The sequence below is a fragment of the Pseudogracilibacillus auburnensis genome (genome assembly GCF_003201975.1).
Lineage (GTDB): Bacteria > Bacillota > Bacilli > Bacillales > Amphibacillaceae > Pseudogracilibacillus > Pseudogracilibacillus auburnensis.
The window spans coordinates 107992-125022 of the sequence record NZ_QJJQ01000001.1 but is presented as its reverse complement, the minus strand read 5'-3'; the positions used below and the strand labels follow the sequence as shown (position 1 = coordinate 125022).

General features: G+C 35.2%; 15 protein-coding genes and 1 riboswitch. Of the genes, 4 read left to right on the top strand and 11 right to left on the bottom strand.

The window, feature by feature from the left end:
• Positions 1 to 21 precede the first annotated feature (21 nt).
• The 11 genes from DFR56_RS00535 to DFR56_RS00485 form a co-directional block, all read right to left on the bottom strand.
• Entirely contained in the window at positions 22 to 2115 is a 2094-nt protein-coding gene (locus DFR56_RS00535; protein ID WP_158525447.1) for a metallophosphoesterase, read from the bottom strand.
• A 208-nt stretch (positions 2116 to 2323) separates the two neighbouring features.
• The gene (murQ, locus tag DFR56_RS00530; RefSeq protein WP_110393475.1) at positions 2324 to 3229 is read right to left on the bottom strand and encodes an N-acetylmuramic acid 6-phosphate etherase; all 906 of its coding nucleotides are present in this window, start codon (positions 3227 to 3229) and stop codon (positions 2324 to 2326) included.
• Between the two features lie 14 nt (positions 3230 to 3243).
• The gene (locus DFR56_RS00525; protein ID WP_110393474.1) at positions 3244 to 4392 is read right to left on the bottom strand and encodes an exo-beta-N-acetylmuramidase NamZ family protein; all 1149 of its coding nucleotides are present in this window, start codon (positions 4390 to 4392) and stop codon (positions 3244 to 3246) included.
• A gap of 24 nt (positions 4393 to 4416) precedes the next feature.
• On the bottom strand, positions 4417 to 5037 hold the full coding sequence (locus DFR56_RS00520; protein ID WP_110393473.1) for a YesL family protein: 621 nt from the start codon (positions 5035 to 5037) through the stop codon (positions 4417 to 4419).
• 27 nt (positions 5038 to 5064) lie between these two features.
• Entirely contained in the window at positions 5065 to 5958 is an 894-nt protein-coding gene (locus DFR56_RS00515) for a carbohydrate ABC transporter permease (protein WP_110393472.1), read from the bottom strand.
• Positions 5959 to 5974: 16 nt separating this feature from the next.
• The gene (locus DFR56_RS00510; RefSeq protein ID WP_110393471.1) at positions 5975 to 6922 is read right to left on the bottom strand and encodes an ABC transporter permease; all 948 of its coding nucleotides are present in this window, start codon (positions 6920 to 6922) and stop codon (positions 5975 to 5977) included.
• A gap of 68 nt (positions 6923 to 6990) precedes the next feature.
• Positions 6991 to 8610 carry an extracellular solute-binding protein gene (locus DFR56_RS00505; protein WP_158525446.1) on the bottom strand — a complete coding sequence of 540 codons (1620 nt, stop codon included), beginning with the start codon at positions 8608 to 8610 and terminating at the stop codon, positions 6991 to 6993.
• A gap of 117 nt (positions 8611 to 8727) precedes the next feature.
• Entirely contained in the window at positions 8728 to 10323 is a 1596-nt protein-coding gene (gene nagZ, locus DFR56_RS00500) for a beta-N-acetylhexosaminidase (protein ID WP_110393469.1), read from the bottom strand.
• 638 nt (positions 10324 to 10961) lie between these two features.
• Entirely contained in the window at positions 10962 to 11762 is an 801-nt protein-coding gene (locus DFR56_RS00495) for a carbohydrate ABC transporter permease (RefSeq protein ID WP_110393468.1), read from the bottom strand.
• Positions 11763 to 11774: 12 nt separating this feature from the next.
• Positions 11775 to 12668, bottom strand: a complete 894-nt coding sequence (locus tag DFR56_RS00490; RefSeq protein ID WP_110393467.1) for a carbohydrate ABC transporter permease — start codon at positions 12666 to 12668, stop codon at positions 11775 to 11777.
• Between the two features lie 20 nt (positions 12669 to 12688).
• On the bottom strand, positions 12689 to 14026 hold the full coding sequence (locus DFR56_RS00485; protein WP_110393466.1) for an ABC transporter substrate-binding protein: 1338 nt from the start codon (positions 14024 to 14026) through the stop codon (positions 12689 to 12691).
• 295 nt (positions 14027 to 14321) lie between these two features.
• Between DFR56_RS00485 and DFR56_RS00480 the strand changes: the two genes are divergently transcribed.
• The 4 genes from DFR56_RS00480 to DFR56_RS00465 all read left to right on the top strand — a co-directional run bounded on the left by DFR56_RS00480 (position 14322) and on the right by DFR56_RS00465 (position 16968).
• Complete coding sequence (locus tag DFR56_RS00480; RefSeq protein ID WP_158525445.1) at positions 14322 to 15149, top strand: inositol monophosphatase family protein; 828 nt, start codon at positions 14322 to 14324, stop codon at positions 15147 to 15149.
• A complete protein-coding gene (locus DFR56_RS00475) occupies positions 15139 to 16020 on the top strand; it encodes a metallophosphoesterase family protein (protein WP_110393464.1) in 882 nt (293 codons plus the stop codon). Before DFR56_RS00480 ends, DFR56_RS00475 begins: the two co-directional genes overlap by 11 nt.
• Positions 16021 to 16164: 144 nt before the next feature.
• Positions 16165 to 16266, top strand: a riboswitch (guanidine-I (ykkC/yxkD leader).
• 52 nt (positions 16267 to 16318) lie between these two features.
• Positions 16319 to 16654: a DMT family transporter gene (locus DFR56_RS00470; protein WP_110393463.1), complete on the top strand. Its 336-nt coding sequence runs from the start codon at positions 16319 to 16321 to the stop codon at positions 16652 to 16654.
• The gene (locus tag DFR56_RS00465; RefSeq protein WP_110393462.1) at positions 16654 to 16968 is read left to right on the top strand and encodes a DMT family transporter; all 315 of its coding nucleotides are present in this window, start codon (positions 16654 to 16656) and stop codon (positions 16966 to 16968) included. Before DFR56_RS00470 ends, DFR56_RS00465 begins: the two co-directional genes overlap by 1 nt.
• The last annotated feature ends 63 nt before the right edge of the window (positions 16969 to 17031 follow it).

The window sequence follows — 17031 nt, the reverse complement described above, 5'->3', positions numbered from 1 at the left end:
ATCAACTCTTTTCAGCAAAAATTATTCCACTTCAATCATAACGTCAGCTTTTTTTCCGTTCACCTCAACTTGAATTCGTGCGGTACCACGTTCTTTTCCAAAAATAACTCCTTGATCATTAATCGTTATTACGTTTGGATCACTCGATGTCCATTTCTTATAAATGGAATCGAGGTTTGTTAAATCAACTGAATAGTTCGATTGTAAAACATTTACATAACCGTACACTTGTAACAAATGTCTTGTTCGTTTGTTCACTTTTAACGGTGCCACTTTTATATCTACACTTGCTAGTAGTGGTTTAAACTGATAATTCATCCCATTAGGAGTGACGCTCAATACACCATACCCTAACAAATTTCCATTTTGATGAGAGACATATCCCTTTTTTGCCCCATTTCCTGTAATTATATAGTGAGTCTGAGCTTCATCCTTCCATGTTTGTAAAACGTGTAAATGACCAAAAAGAACCATTATTTGTACATGTTGATTTTGGTATTTAAAATCTCTTACTATCTGTTCCAATTTTTTGGCATCTTCATCAACGAGACTATGAGCTGTCCCATAGTGATCTTTTGTAGGTACATGTGTAGCAATGACTATATTTTTTGCTGTAGTTTGAGCAAGTACATCGTTCAAATAATGAAATTGTGTCGAATCAGATTGACTAATACTTTGTTCGAAAGCGGAATTTAATACAACAATTAATGTATTATTCATTTCCATGTGGAATGTCGGTGAACCGAAATAGTGCTGATATAAATCCAAATTTCCTTGAAATGCTTCATGATTTCCTGCCACTGTTAGTAATTTTTTGTCGTCTAAGAGATGAATATTTTTTTTCATTCGTTGAAACTCTTCTTCTTTCGCTTCTTCTACCATATCGCCCATATGAATGACGATCGGAGCAGATTCTCTGACAACTGTTTTTAAGAGTAGTTCAGCATATTGTGCACAATGAGTATCAGGTATGACGCAGATACTGAATGTATCTTCCACTTCGTTAGCAATATCCTGTACGTTTATTTTTCTTTTGATTGGATCAAGTCGATTTCCAGCCCTGTCTTTTACTGTGATAGTGAAAACATGTTCGCCATCTAGTAACTTTTTAGTAGGAAATGTATAACACCAGCCAGACCTTTTATCATACTTAACCTCGAGCTTCTCCCCATCTAGCCTAACGATAATATCTTTTTTATCAACACCACTTTTTTCATCTATGACATTAAACGTGATCCTTGGCTTGTTCGAATAGGTGATGACATTTTCAGTCGGCGTTATATTCGTCACTTTCGGAGGTTCAATATCTGGACTTACATCTACTTTTAGCTTTTTATCAATAGGTGGTAAGGAAAGATTTCCTGCATAATCACGAGCTGTTACAACAAGATGCAACACTCTTTCATCTACTTGTTTAAATGGATAACTAATTAGGCCCGTTTTATGACAATAATGATGGGGAACTCTTTGCCCGTTCACTTTTACAAAAATCGATTCTGGGTCAACACCTGACATATCATCTACTACTTTAGTTGAAAACGTAAATGTTTGCTGGTAAACTCTTTCCTCCTTTGGAAAAACCTCCGTAAATATTGGCCCAATTAAATCTTCATCATCTATATAAACAAACCGTAATTGATCAAAATATATTTCTCCTGAATAGCTCGCATCTCCTTGTAACTTCTTATCAGTTTCTACCGCATATATTTGTTCCAGCTTAATTGGAAGCTCCCAACTTTGATCAATGGCAGCATCTACATATCTCCAGCCAACCCAATCAATATTTGCCTTCGTTAGATTGACTGTTTTTCTCTCCCCATTTCCATCCATAAATACTGCTCGAAGCCAAGGGGATTTACCATCCCCATACACCCATAACCCAAATTTAACAGGTCTCCGGCTAGAGGCTATATTTTCTTTAAACAACACATACATCGCACCATTTCCTTTTAACCACTCACCAAAATGATAGCTAATTTTCAAGCTGTTTTTCCCCGTTTTTGCGAAATTTTTGCTAATAGATAGATGATAACTAGTAACGAAAGAATGATTTGTTTCATATTTTGTTATATTATCGTGTTCAAAATCATCTAATAACAGTACCTTTCTACTCATCACCAATCCTCCAAAACATGACATAACGCTAGGAAATCTTTAAAGAAAAATCGGATTATCGTAAGAAATCCTATACATCGAGGAAAGCGAGTAAATTCCTTTCCCAAGATATAGAGAAATCTATTTCTACAATATTTTTTCGATTCCCCTTTTTATCTACTTGTCATGCATTTCTCCATGCACACAAAATAAAAGTACATCACTCAAATTAACTGTTTGCTAATTCAATTGCCTTTCGCACAAAACCATTTGATTCCTCTATTAATTGTTTGGCTTTTTCATAATTAACTTTCGCTTTAATCATGACAATTGCAGGTTTCACTTCTAAATTCGCTTCCTCTAATATCTCTTCCGCTCGATCACTCGAAACAGATGTTATGGTACTAATAATACTTTTCGCTCGTTCTTTTAATTTATAATTACTCACTTTTACATCGACCATTAAGTTCTCATATACTTTGCCAATCTTAATCATTGTCGTCGTTGTAATCATATTTAGTATTAATTTTTGTGCTGTAGCTGCTTTCATTCTTGTCGATCCAGTCAACACTTCCGGACCTGTGTCAACATCTATTGTAATGTCAGCGTTTTGTCCGATAAGTGATTGTTCATTACTCGACACACTTACCGTTGTTGCACCAATTTCTCGTGCAAATTGAAGCGCCCCAAGAACATAAGGTGTACGTCCACTTGCCGCAATACCGACAACGACATCAAGTGACGTTAATTCTCGCTCCTCTAAATCATTTGCCCCACGCGCCTCATCATCTTCAGCCCCCTCCGTTGCTGTCATGAAAGCATCTAGACCACCAGCAATAATTGCTTGCACTAAGTCAGGTGGGGTACTAAATGTTGGGGGACATTCTACTGCATCAAGAATGCCAATTCTTCCACTTGTCCCTGCACCAATATAAAATAATTTTCCACCTTTACTCATCGCATCACAAATCTTATCGATCGCTTGTTCAATATTAGGCAGAACTTTTTTAACGCTCTGTGCTACTTGGACATCTTCATTATTAATGACGTGTAAAATTTCTGAAGTAGACAGATTATCTATATTTTTTGAATGAATATTTCTTTGTTCTGTCGTTAACGTTTTTAATTTAACCATTTATTGTTATCACCCTACTTATATAAAAGATATTTCTTTTTTATTTTATTAAAGTTTTTCATTTGTTCTTCACATCGTTCAAAAAACGGTGTCGTATCATTTTCTAAAATCTTCTTTCTTAGATTTTTCGTCCCTGCAAGAAGATCAAAAAAGAATTTGCCGTGCTCATTTTGCACGAACTGAAAATGTTTTGGATACATCTCGGCAATGATACATAACAAAATAACCCCTGTTTTAAAGGAATGAAAATGATTTCGTTCCATAAGATGAAGCTGAATTCCATGACATATGTCACCTACATACTTTTGATAAGTAGGTTGGAATGTGACAGGACGGGCTAACACCCCAGGAATGTTCCTATTGTTCATTCGTTTCGCTAGTAATTGTCCATCGATAAATGGCGCTCCAATCCATTCAAACGGTTTCATCGTCCCTCTTCCTTCCGACACATTCGTCCCTTCCAACAGACATGTTCCCGAATACAAAATAGTCATATCTACATTTGTCGTATTTGGAGATGGTGGGACCCAAGGGAATCCAGTATCGTCAAAATACATGTGTCGTTTCCATCCTTGCATTGGAATAACAGTCAATTCACAATCATAGCCAAACTCATTCTTAAACAACATTGCCAGTTCCCCAACGGTCATACCATGACGATTCGGAATTGGCAAAAGACCAACAAAGGAACGAACATCCTCTTCCACAAGATTTCCTTCCATGGTTATTCCGTTTATTGGATTCGGACGATCAAGCACAACAAATTCCTTTTTATATAAAGCACATGCTTCCATCACATATGCCATTGTATAAATATACGTATAATACCTTGAACCAATATCTTGTAAATCAAATACGACTACATCGACATTCTCAAGCATTTCTTTACTCGGCTTGCGTGTTTCTCCGTACAAACTATATACAGGTACATTCGTCGCTTCATCGATAAAAGAATCTACCTTTTGGCCTTCCTTTGCATCTCCACGAATTCCATGTTCTGGACCATATAAAGCAGTCATGTGAATATGTGGATGATTAAAAAATAGATCGATTGTTGAAACAAGTCGTTTATTTACCCCTGTCATATTTGTGACCAGACCAATTCGTTTACCAATGAACTGTTTATATTTATTTTCTAAAAATACTTCTAAGCCTAAACGCATTATTTTCCTCCTCGCTGGACAGTGCTAACTTGCTTGTTGTTCTTCGTATTTTGAAAAAGTTTGTGAGGCACCCCACATTAAAATATAAGCAGTAATACTACCTCCAAAGAAAAATAATAAAGCTGGAATCGTCATAAATGTAAAATATAATAATGCCAACACGACACCTAATAAAAATATCGTTAAAATTGGATGGGAAACTCCAATGACTAATGACCATTTGACATATTGAAACGGTTTTAAATTAAAATGTACAAAGATAGGAAAGAAGTATAAAAGTACGATAAAATAAATGAAAAAAAGCCCAATCACACCGAAACTTGCAAAGAAATAAGCAATATGTTCCTGGGTCCTTAGAATTTGAAACTCAATCGTTAATAAATAGCCGATTAATATAATCAAATAGCCAAGTAAATTTATCTTTATAAATTCTTTCCGATACGATTTCCAAAACGTTTGAAAAATGGGAATATCCGTTTCCCCGTTAATCCATTTTCTCACAACTGCAAACATGGCTGAGGTGGCAGGTAGCAAACCGAAAAACACCAAACCGAAAAGGGAAAACAGCACCCATAATATATTTAAATAAGCAAAACGAGTCACCCAAACGGCAAAACGATAATATCCTGCAACAAACCCATTCATTTCTTTCCCTCCTTTTAAAATAGATCATTATTCTTTGATCGAACCTATGAGAACCCCTTGAACGAAGAATCTCTGAATAAAAGGATATACGAGTAATAATGGGAGTGATGAAACGATAATGACAGCATATTTAATTAAGCCTGCCGTCTTCACTTGATCGACTAATGACTCTGCTCCCCCACCACCAGGATCATTTAGTTGCATTTGGTTGACGACAAGAATTTCCCGCAAGATTAACTGGAGCGGATATTTATCTCGATCTGACAAATAGATGAGTGCATTAAAGTACTGATTCCATAAATTAACCGCATGGAATAAGGCCATTACTGCGATAATTGGCAGTGATAGTGGTAAAACAACTCGGATAAAAATATAAAAATCGGAAGCTCCATCAATTTTAGATGCTTCAACAAGTTGATCCGGAATACTCTGTTGAAAAAATGCCCGGGCAACTAAAATAGACCATGCCCCAACGACATTAGGAATGACAATTGCCCACATCGTATCAAGCATTCCTAATGATTTGATAATTAAATAAGTTGGAATTAAGCCACCATTAAATAGCATCGTAAACAAGATAAACCATAAAATAGCTTTTTTCGCCATTAATTCTTTCCTTGATAATGCGTATGCACAAGGAAGTAACACAAATAAGTGAATCGCCGTACCAACAACTGTATAAATGATCGTATTTGTATAGCCGCGCCAAATCGCATCATTGGCGAAAACTCGTTCATACCCTTTAAACGTTATATCGACAGGCCATAGCCACATTTTTCCCGAACTAACTGCATGTGGATCACTAATGGAAGCACTTAGTACAAAAACTAATGGATAAACAATTAAAATCATCACAACGATTAGAAAGATCGTATTTACGATACCGAACGCCCTATCTGATAGGTTAAATCTACTTCGCATCTAGTTTTCTCCCTCCTTACCACAGACTATTGTCACTCGTTTTTCTAGCAACATAGTTAAATACAACTAACAAGGTGATATTAATAGCTGAATCAAACAATCCGATAGCTGCCGCAAAACTATATTGCCCTTCAAGTAACCCTGTTTGATAAACAAATGTTTGAATAACATCCGATGTCGAAGCATTCAAATCATTTTGCATTAGTAACACTTTTTCAAACCCAACTGTCATAAAACTACCAATATTTAAGATGAATAACACGACAATCGTCGGTAAAATACTAGGAATATTGATATGGATAATTCTTTGTAACCTTGTCGCTCCATCCACTTCAGCCGCTTCATGCAATTCTGGATTTACTCCAGAAAGTGCTGCTAAATAAATAATCGATCCCCAACCTAATGTTTGCCAAACACCAGACCATGTAAAAACATGCCTAAACCATGATGGACTCGTTAAAAAGGCAATCGGTTCACCACCAAAAGCAACAATTAATCGATTTACTAATCCTGTTGTCGGATCTAAAAAAATAACAATCATTCCAACTACAACAACGACCGATATAAAATGTGGTGCATAAGTCAATGTTTGTGTCCATTTTTTAAAGGCACCATTTTTTAGTTCATTTAACGAAAGAGCTAAAATAATCGGTAATGGAAAGAGTAATAGTTGATACCCACTTAAAATAAACGTATTTTTAAGCAATCTCCAAAAATAGTACGAATTAAAAAATCGTTCAAAATGCCCAAACCCAATCCAAGGACTTCCCCAAATTCCTTGATTTGCAAAGAAGTTTTTAAACGCAATTTGTACCCCATACATTGGAATATAATGTAAAATAACAAAATATAAGATCGCTGGAAGCAGGAAAACATATAGTTGCCAATTCCTCAAGAAATTCTTTTTAACCCCTTGAAATCTTCCCTGTTTTGGAATAGTCACTTCCTCATTTACTAGTTTCATTTAACAACCTCCTATTTATTAATGGTCGGAAAGATATCCGACCATTAATAAATGCACTTCCTAAAAGATTAATTTTCTTGATAACGATCATACGCATTTTGCTGAATTTCCATATATTCATCCAGACCCATTTTTTCGATCGTTTCAACGTATTTATCCCATTCAGAAAAGTCCTCTTCACCTGTAATAAATGCGGCTTGCATTTCAGAAACATATTTATCTAAATCGGTTTCTAAAATGGTAATTTGATCGTTTTCTTCCGCTGTATACGTAAATTCAGGCCAAATTTCATCGACTAAATAAGGATCTAATATTTCTACAGCTTCCTTATCAGTCGGTGCATTTTCAGATCCAGTAAAGTAATCATCTGTTACAACTACAGGATGGTTTCCACCTGGGTTAATAATATATTCTGCTAAAGCTTGCGTTAATGTTAGTCCATCTGGATGATTCGTAATTTCCTCTTTTAACTTAGGACCATCTGTTGTTTCTTCATACGTGACACCTTCAACACCCATGAAGAACATTTTCGACCCTTCATCACTCCAGAAATAGTCGATCCATCTTAATGTAGCTTCCGGATTTTCATTCACATTTGTAATGACAAAGTTTCCTAATGAACGCACTGGAGATGTAATGCCAGAATACATTTTCGTTCCATCTGGACCTTCTAATGCATTACCAGGAATAAACTGACTTCCAACTTCTTCTCCATATAACTCAATTGGGTTATAAAACTGTACCGCACCATATTTATTATCAGCTGCATTTGCTAAATGCTGATCTACTTCTAGTGAGTAAATATTTTGTTCAATTAATTCTTCTTCATATAGTTTATTTAAGTATTTAAGCATTTCTTTATACTGATCATCAATTGGATAAAAACGAATATCCCCAGTTCCTGGATCCCCATCGACTAATGTATGCAAACTTCCTTTGTTTTGGACACCAAAAGCACCCGAAATCCAATGGATAATTCGTGACATCTCAGCGACACTACTTAACGGGATTTCATCATTTTCTCCATTTCCATTTAAATCCGTTTCTTTTACAGCTTTTAAGTATTCATAAAACTCTTCCGTCGTTTCTGGATTATCCATTCCTAGTTCTTTAAGCCACTCTCCATTCACCCAACCTTTTGCTCCAATTAATAGAGATGGAAAATCAGGAGAATAAACTGTTGGAATGGAATAAATATTTCCGTCCGGGAATGTGATCGCCTTTTTTATCTCAGGATTTTCATCCAATACTTTCTTAATATTCGGAGCATATTGATCAATCAGATCATTTAGTGGAATAAAAGTCCCTTGAGCACCATATTTTTGAACGTCCGATACTGGTAGTTGAGCAGAATAAAAAGCATCTGGCAAATCATCACTAGCTAAAGCTAGGTTACGTTTTTCTTCTAAACCATCGGCCGGAACTTGATTCCACGTAATATTGACGTTTGTCATTTCTTTATATTCGTTTAAAAGTAATACATCATTCCAGTCATCAGCAGTTGTTGCTGCTTTTCCTGAAAAAATTTCAAGCTCAATCGGCTCTTCAACAATCGGCATACCCGTTTCATTTAAATTTTCCAGTGCTTCTTTACTACCACCAACTTCGGCATCCTCTTTTCCACCACATGCTGTTAAAAATAATATTAATACCGTAAACAAAAGATAAAAGGTGCTTTTATATCTCACAGAAAACCCTCCCATAGTTAGTTTTTTTAAAAACAGGTTACTAGTAATCAACGATTCCCCTCTAAAAAATATGATGAACTTAATTAATCGTTTATAGACCACCCCCTAAAATATGAGTCATCCATCTATACGAACTGGAAGCTCCCCTTTAACATCCACCTCTCCAAAAATAGCACTAGCCGCAACTTTTAATGCCGTTTTATTTGGCTCATAAGTATTGATGAAAGCATCGACTCCTTTAATACAAGAGATATCATAAGGATTTCTCATTCCAATTCCGATAAGCGTTGTATCTTTATCATACAGTTGATGAATTAATTGCTGATAAAGTGGATCAGAAGAAATAGTGAGAGTACCAAAAATGATAGAATCATAATTTGTAGCATACTTCAAAATATCTTCTATTTGTTTGTCAATGAGAGGTAACTCTATTAATTCAATATCTGTTTGTGAATGAAATTCTTTTATCGCATTTCCTAATAGATAGCGTTCATTATTTTTATCTTCTACGAGCACTCTTGTTTTCGATAATGGTTCTAATACTAAAATTTTATTGTTTTCGTTTAGTTGTAAAGGAAGGACTTGTTCATTTTTAACAATTGTCACACTGTTTTTATACACATCAAATGCAAGTTGTTCATGTTTTAGAGATCCAACTATCTGAACGATATTAGTGGAATCTGTTTGTAAACTTTCTTCCCATGACACATATTTTTTATTCAACCGATGTACTCTGTCCATTGAAGTGTTGATGTTCCTTTCATCCAATTCACCTCGTTCCATAGCAGAGACCACCTCTTTTATTGCTCCAATTTGCCGTTCATATGTATGGGAAACCATTACCAAATCGGCCCCTGCCTTTAAGGCTGCTACAGCCCCTTTCTCTGTACCTATCGTTTCAGAAATAGCATTCATTTCCATACAATCAGTCGTAATCACTCCAGTAAAGCCAAGCTTCTCTCTTAATAAATGAGTAAGAACATTTTTGGACAGTGTAGCGGGTATCCCTTTTTCTTTTTCTAAAGCTGGAAAATAAATATGTGCCGCCATTATTATATCTGCACCTGCATCAATACATTGTTGAAAAGGAATGAACTCACTCTTTTCTAATCTATCTATATCATGATTGATGACTGGTAAATCCAAATGAGAATCGACATGTGTATCCCCGTGTCCCGGAAAATGTTTTAATGTCGTCGCCACACCTGCTCGCTGCATGCCTTGCATCGATGCCTTCCCAAATAGTGCAACTTGCTCTGGTGACTCACCAAATGAACGAACACCAATCACTGGATTATCCGAATTATTATTCACATCTAAAACAGGAGCTAAATTCCAATTGATCCCTAATGCTTTCAACTCTTTACCAGTTGCAACACCGATAGTATAAGCATTATCTGGATTATGGGTAGCCCCTTGTGCCATAGCTCCAGGAAAAATGGTGGCACCTTCTCCTAATCTACGAACTACTCCATTTTCCTGATCGATACAAATTAAAAGTGGGTATGTATAACCTGCATTTTTTGCTTCTTTTTGAAGAGTTGTCGTTAAAACCAAAACTTCTTCAGGTGTACCAATATTGCGACTAAATAAGATAATTCCACCAATATGGTAATGATGGATAAGATTTCTTAATTGCGGAGTCATCTGTTTCCCTTCAAACCCAACAACGAATAAACGACCAACTTTCTTCTGCAAGATCGGATCTATCATTCTATCCCTCTTTCAACATTAATATAAAGACTATTTCGTCTTTTCAGTTTTTTATTACACTTCTTTCTTCTTCCCATTTCCTAACTATTGTTATCGCTTTCAAAATTGGAATAAATACTCATTTTCTTAAGTTAGTTACCATATTAGCATATATATGGATATAAGTGAAATCAAATATCATTATTGTGTATTAATTACGTTTTATTATTTCGGATATATTACCATACTCTTTTTTCTTCTATATCGAATGAGAATATGGTTGTTTACGGGGGTATGCGACTCTAATCTGTATAATCACACTAAATTATAAGGCGATAAGGGGCATTTATCGGACGTACTTGCTAGATTTGAACGCTTGCAATGGACTTTTTTAACATGAGATAAACCAAGGGGAATGTTATTTCATATTTTTTAAAAAAATACTGTTATTATATTTTATAGAAATATGACAGGAAACATTCCTTGAAATTAGATTCCGCTTTAATATGGTCGTGCAAACCACTGTGCCAAACAAATTGCAAATTACTCTGAACAAACACGAATGATGCTGGTGTCAGATTAGTAAGTTGTCAAATATGAAAAAGATGCCCCTCCTTCTAGGAGTTACATCTTCAACCAGCTTGCCAATTATAATAATATTATCGAATACCTGAATGCATGAAACTACTAATAAACTGCTTTTGGAAAATAAAGAAAGCGAGAACAAGTGGAAATATCACCATAAAAGTTGCAGCAGAAACGGTTGCCCATTGGGCCCCAGTATCAGCAGACATCGCAAAAATAGCCAGTCCAACGGTTAAAGGTCTATTTTCTACTGAACTAGTGATGATTAATGGCCATAAAAAGTTATTCCAATGGTAGCTCACCGAAATGAGTGAAAATGCAAGAAAAGTAGGTTTAGCAAGTGGAACATATACATGCCAAATAATGCGTAGTAAACTACACCCATCCATTTTAGCTGACTCCTCTAGTTCATATGGAATACTTTTAAATGTTTGTCTCAAAATAAAAATCCCAATCGCTGAAGCAAAATGTGGTATCATAATACCTAGTTTCGTATCTAACAAAGATAGATCCCTTAAAATTAAATAGTTTGGCGAAATTAACACATCTGCTGGAATCATAATTTGAATTAAGAAGATAAGAAAAATGATATTCTTTCCAAAAAAATTCAAACGGGCGAACGCATAAGCCGCAAGTGTAATCGTAATAAACTGAACGAATAAAATACCAGTTACAATGATAAAAGTGTTCAAATAGTATTGGGCAAAAGGAGCACCTTCCCAAACCGTTTTTATATTTTCGAGTGTCCAATTCCCACCTATTAATGAAAATGAAGATATGTTGTTCGGCTGGAATGTATTCAATACGATCCATACAAGTGGGATCACCCAAACTATTGCTAAAAAATATGCTACAAAAGTTTCAAGATAACGCATGAATAATCAACCTCAATTATAATGAATTCTCTTTTCCATAAATAAAAACTGTACAGAAGCAATAATCATCATTATTAATAAGAGTATCGTTGTTAATGTTGCTCCATAGCCCATATCCCAATATTTAAATACAGTTTCATAAATATAGTAAAGTAATAAATTACTAGCATTATTAGGTCCACCCTGTGTCATAACGACTAGATGATCCACAAGTTTAAACGCATTTGTTAAAGCCAATATCGAAACAAATAATGTCGTTGGCATTAATAAAGGAATGGTGATTCTAGTAAAAGTAGTCGACCTGGACGAGCCGTCGATTTTTGCGGCATCATATAATTCCTCTGATATATTTTGTAAGCCTGCCAGAAAGAAAATCATAAAAAAGCCTGCTTCTTTCCAAATGACCATCACAATCATTGCAAACATAACCGTATTTGAATGAGCTAATAAATCGACACTTCCAATTCCGACCATATTGAGCACATAATTTAGTAAACCAAAATTTGGAGTATAAATATATAACCAGATGTTTGCAATGGCAATTGCTGGAATAACAGCAGGATAAAACAGAAATGTTCTAATCCATGACCTTCCAACGATATGTTTATTAACGACTACGGCCATCAACAATCCGATGATGATCGTTGTTGGGATTGTCCCAATTGCAAACCAAATATTATTCATTAAAACCTTCCAAAAAGTGTCGTCCTCACTCAATCGTTTAAAGTTTTCCAAACCGACAAACAATGGTTCTGGTGTGCTTAAATCAGATTTAAATAGACTGTGAAAAATTGTTTGTCCAATAGGATAAAAAGTAAATAACAAGAGGAAGACGAGAGATGGGAGTAATAACAAAAATGCATGGAAGTTTATTCTAAATGATTGTTTCTGATAAAATCTCCTCATAGTTCTCGTCCTTTCAAGTCTTATTTTCTAAATGGTTCCAATACTTTGTCAGCTTCTTGCTGCGCTTTTTCCATTGCTTCTTTTGGTTGTTGTTCACCAGTTAATACACTTTGGAAAGCACTTTTTAAAATTTCTGTAACTTCCCCATTATTATGGGTCGACATTTCTGAGCCAGCATATTCAAGTTGATTTTTTGCCACCTCTGCTTGTGGAAATGACTCTAAGTATTCTTTCATCACTTCCGTTTCATAAGCTGATTCTCTTGTAGCAATATACCCTGTGTCAATACTCCACTGTGCTGCACGTTCAGCTGATGTGGCAAATTTAATAAATTCCCAAGCCGCTTCTTTTTTCTCTTCTGAAATACCTTCAAAAATATAGAAATTCCCGCCACCTGTAGGAGCACCGTAATTTTTATTGGCTGGTAAATAAGCAACCCCGAAATCAAAGTCAGCATTGTCTTTTATATTCGTTAGGTTTCCTGTCGTATGATAAATCATCGCCGCTTTTCCTTCGATAAAATCAGTTGGAGTTGTTGCCCAGTCAATGACACCTTTTGCCATTGTTTCATGTTTATGTGCCAAATCTAAATGCAATTGTAAAGCTTCTTCGACTGACTCCTCATGAAAGTAGACATCTTTCCCATTTTCATCAAGAATTCCTCCGCTTTGCAGAACAAATCCTTTAAAAATCCACGGGTTAGTCGATGAAGGAATTTGCACTCCCCAACGCTCTACTTGATCCTTATTTCTAACCGTTAATTTCTCTGAGTAATCGATTAAATCGTTCCATGTTTCTGGGGGATTTTCGGGGTCTAAACCAACTTCTTTAAATGCTTCTTTATTGTAATATAATACTGGTGTACTTCTTTGAAATGGAATACTCCAAATTTTATCGTCTGCTTTTGAGTTTTCTAAAAAGGCAGGAATAAAGTCACTTACATATTCATCAGCATCATTATCATTTTCCATAAGATCATCCATTGGTATAATTGCATTCATGTCCATCAATGTATATAAATCAATCGCCAGTAAAACAGCCAAATCTGGTGGATTATTCCCTTGAATATCTGTTTGTGTCTTGATCATCGTATTGTCATAGTCCCCTGTATAAACAGGATTTATTTTAATATGTGGATTTTCTTCGGTAAAATCACTTGCTATTTCTTCAATAATTTTATTAATTGGGCCTCCAACTTGGACTGGATAATAAAATGTCAGTTCAATTTCTTCTTGTTTTTCACTGTCATTGTCACTAGACTTCACACTAACATCTTTTGATTCATCTGTTTTAGAACAACCAGAAATAACAATTAGTACAATCATCATTACAATGTAAAATAACTTTGATTTAAACATAATTTCTCCTCGCAATATGTATTTTGTAAGAAAACGTAATAATGATCGATGATTCTATTAGACTAAACAGCTACCTCTATCCCCCTACTATTTTTTGTATCGATCTAATAATAGATTATCATTCCTTTTTAACTATTCAATCCGCTTTACACCTTTTTAATCAGTATTTAACCCTATTTTTACAAGGACTTCTTTCATAAAGATTAAACCTCTTTTTCACCTATTTTTTACGTTCCTTTAATCTTCACATGATACGTTATTACTTGAAAAACATATACGAGAAATGGGGATAGGTATGAATAAAGTAAAAAATCCAGTTGCAACGGACTTGTATTTTAAAGAGGCTAAACATGTTATTTTAACTGCTGGAGAATCCGTTCGAAATGAAATTTTCCAAAAAAAAATTATCCATACAAAAGAAAACTTCACTGATTTGGTTACGAATGTTGATCGTGAGGTAGAGTCTTATTTAATTAAACATCTAATAAAATTAATTCCTGATAGTCATTTAGTGACAGAAGAAACGAATGCTACCAATGCAATTGCATTTGATCAACAACCGTATACTTGGGTGATTGATCCGATTGATGGAACAATGAATTTTGTCCACCATTTCCCTCGTTATGCCATTTCGGTAGCATTATATCATTATAATGACATCGTTTTCGGTCTCACCTTAGATATTGTGAATAATATTTTATATTCAGCGATAAAAGGGCAAGGCGCATATATGAATGATACATTGATTCATACTTCTACGATTGATTCATTAAAACATTCCTTAATTGCATACGGTATCCCTTCCGCTGAATGGCGTGCAACATCCAGGTCAAAACAAATTCTTTTTTCTCTGTTTGGAGAATGTCAAGGAATTCGTAATTCTGGTTCTTCTTGCTTAGATCTTGCTTTTGTTGCAACTGGTCAGCTAGACGGGTTTTGGCATTACCATTTAAAGCCATGGGATGTTGCTGTTGGCATATTATTAGTGGAGGAAGCTGGTGGAATATGTACCAATTTTAATCATCAAATTAGCAACCTAAAAGACGATTGGATTATCGCTTCAAATAAGCCTATCTACGATGAATTTATTTCACATATAAGGAGTGCAGCAGATGTCAAATGAGGTAACGTTTATCCACCTTTCTGATCCCCATCTTATCGCACCGAGCAAACAGGCTAGCTTGTATGGAGTAAATACGAATGAAAAATTATCTTTATTTAAAGAAGTTTTTTCATCTTTACCTTTTAAGCCTGCATTTTTTATTATGAGTGGCGATTTAATCCATGATGGGGATGAAGCGGATTATCAATATGTGAAGGAATTTATTCGTAACTGTGAAAAACAATTTCAAGCTCCTTTTTTACTTACACTCGGGAATCACGATAGAAGAAAAGCCTTTCGCTCTGTTTTTCTCAACGAATCGAAATCCGAAGCACCATATTATTACAGTAAAACAGTCGGCGGAGTGAGAGTAATCGTATTGGATACAAAAATACCGAATGAGGTTAATGGTGAAGTATCTATAGACCAATTAAACTGGCTAGCCGATATTTTAAAAGTGGATACAGAAAAAGGAACGATCATTGCTATGCATCATCCGCCTATAGATGATCATTTACGAAATAAAGCAGCATTTGGGAACATGATTGAAGGAACTGATGTAATTGGAATCTTGGCAGGCCATACCCACAATAATTGCTTGTTTCAGTTTCATTCGATTCCATGCACCACCGTTTTTAGTACAGCATATGGAATGGAAGAGCTCAAGAATACTGAGTCTAGTCAGAACGAATATGGTACAGTAAAAGATCGTGTCGGAAGTTCGGTTGAGCAGACCACAAGCGAAACTAACACTATCATCGCATCTGATAACAAGGAGACATTCGATATAAAAATGACACAAACGACAGGGTTTCATAAAGTGGAAGTAAAACAACGACAAATGATCGTCTACCCACAAATTGTAACAACCGAAAATAGTACCATTTTTTAGTTTGTTTATTAGGGATAAGGATTTTTACAAAATACGTTTCAAGATGCATATGTAAACGTTCATCATAAAATCACTGCTTTAATGTGATGAGCAGGTTATTTGAAAAATAAGCAACAATGTGTATAATTTTAAGTAATTGAATAGGAAAAAGTTTTCTAGGGTTCCGTAACAATATGGTTAGTCTGGACCGAGAGAAAACTCATAGCAATTTTAGCTATGTCACGGAAGGATAAAAGCCTGGGAGATACTGTTTACAGTAATCTCTCGGGCTTTTTTTATTTTTAGGAGGTGTTTTTACATGAATATCAATTGGTTGAAAGTAATAGTTGCAGCTTTTTTTGAAGTTTTTTGGGTAATTGGCTTAAAACATGCTGATCATTTCTGGGCTTGGGTAGGTACAACTTTAGCGATAATTATTAGTTTTTACTTAATGATCATGGCAGCAAAAGAACTCCCAGTTAGCACCGTTTATGCCGTCTTTGTTGGTCTTGGAACTGTAGGTACTATTTTTACAGATATCATATTTTTTGGTGCTACATTTAGCATTGCAAAACTACTATTAATCTCCATCTTATTAATGGGGGTAGTTGGGTTAAAATTAGTGAGCGTTACAAAAGAAGGAGCTGAATCATAATGGCTTGGATCGCTTTAATTATTGCAGGTCTGTTTGAAATGCTTGGCGTCTTTATGATTAATAGACTACATGATAAACGAAATTGGCAATCTTTCTTACTCTTGGTTTTTAGTTTCGGAGTAAGCTTTCTATTCCTTTCTATCGCAATGACAACAATGCCGATGGGGACAGCTTATGCCATTTGGACGGGCATTGGCGCATCAGGCGGAGCAATCTTAAGTATGGTTTTATATAACGAACCGCGGGAGGTAAAGCGAATCATTTTTATTGCAATGATCATCGGGGCTGTTATTGGGTTAAAGTTGATCTCGTAAAAAATAAAAAATGAATTATTATTCAAGCAGTTTTTCTATTAAAAATAGTCTATTAGCCTAATA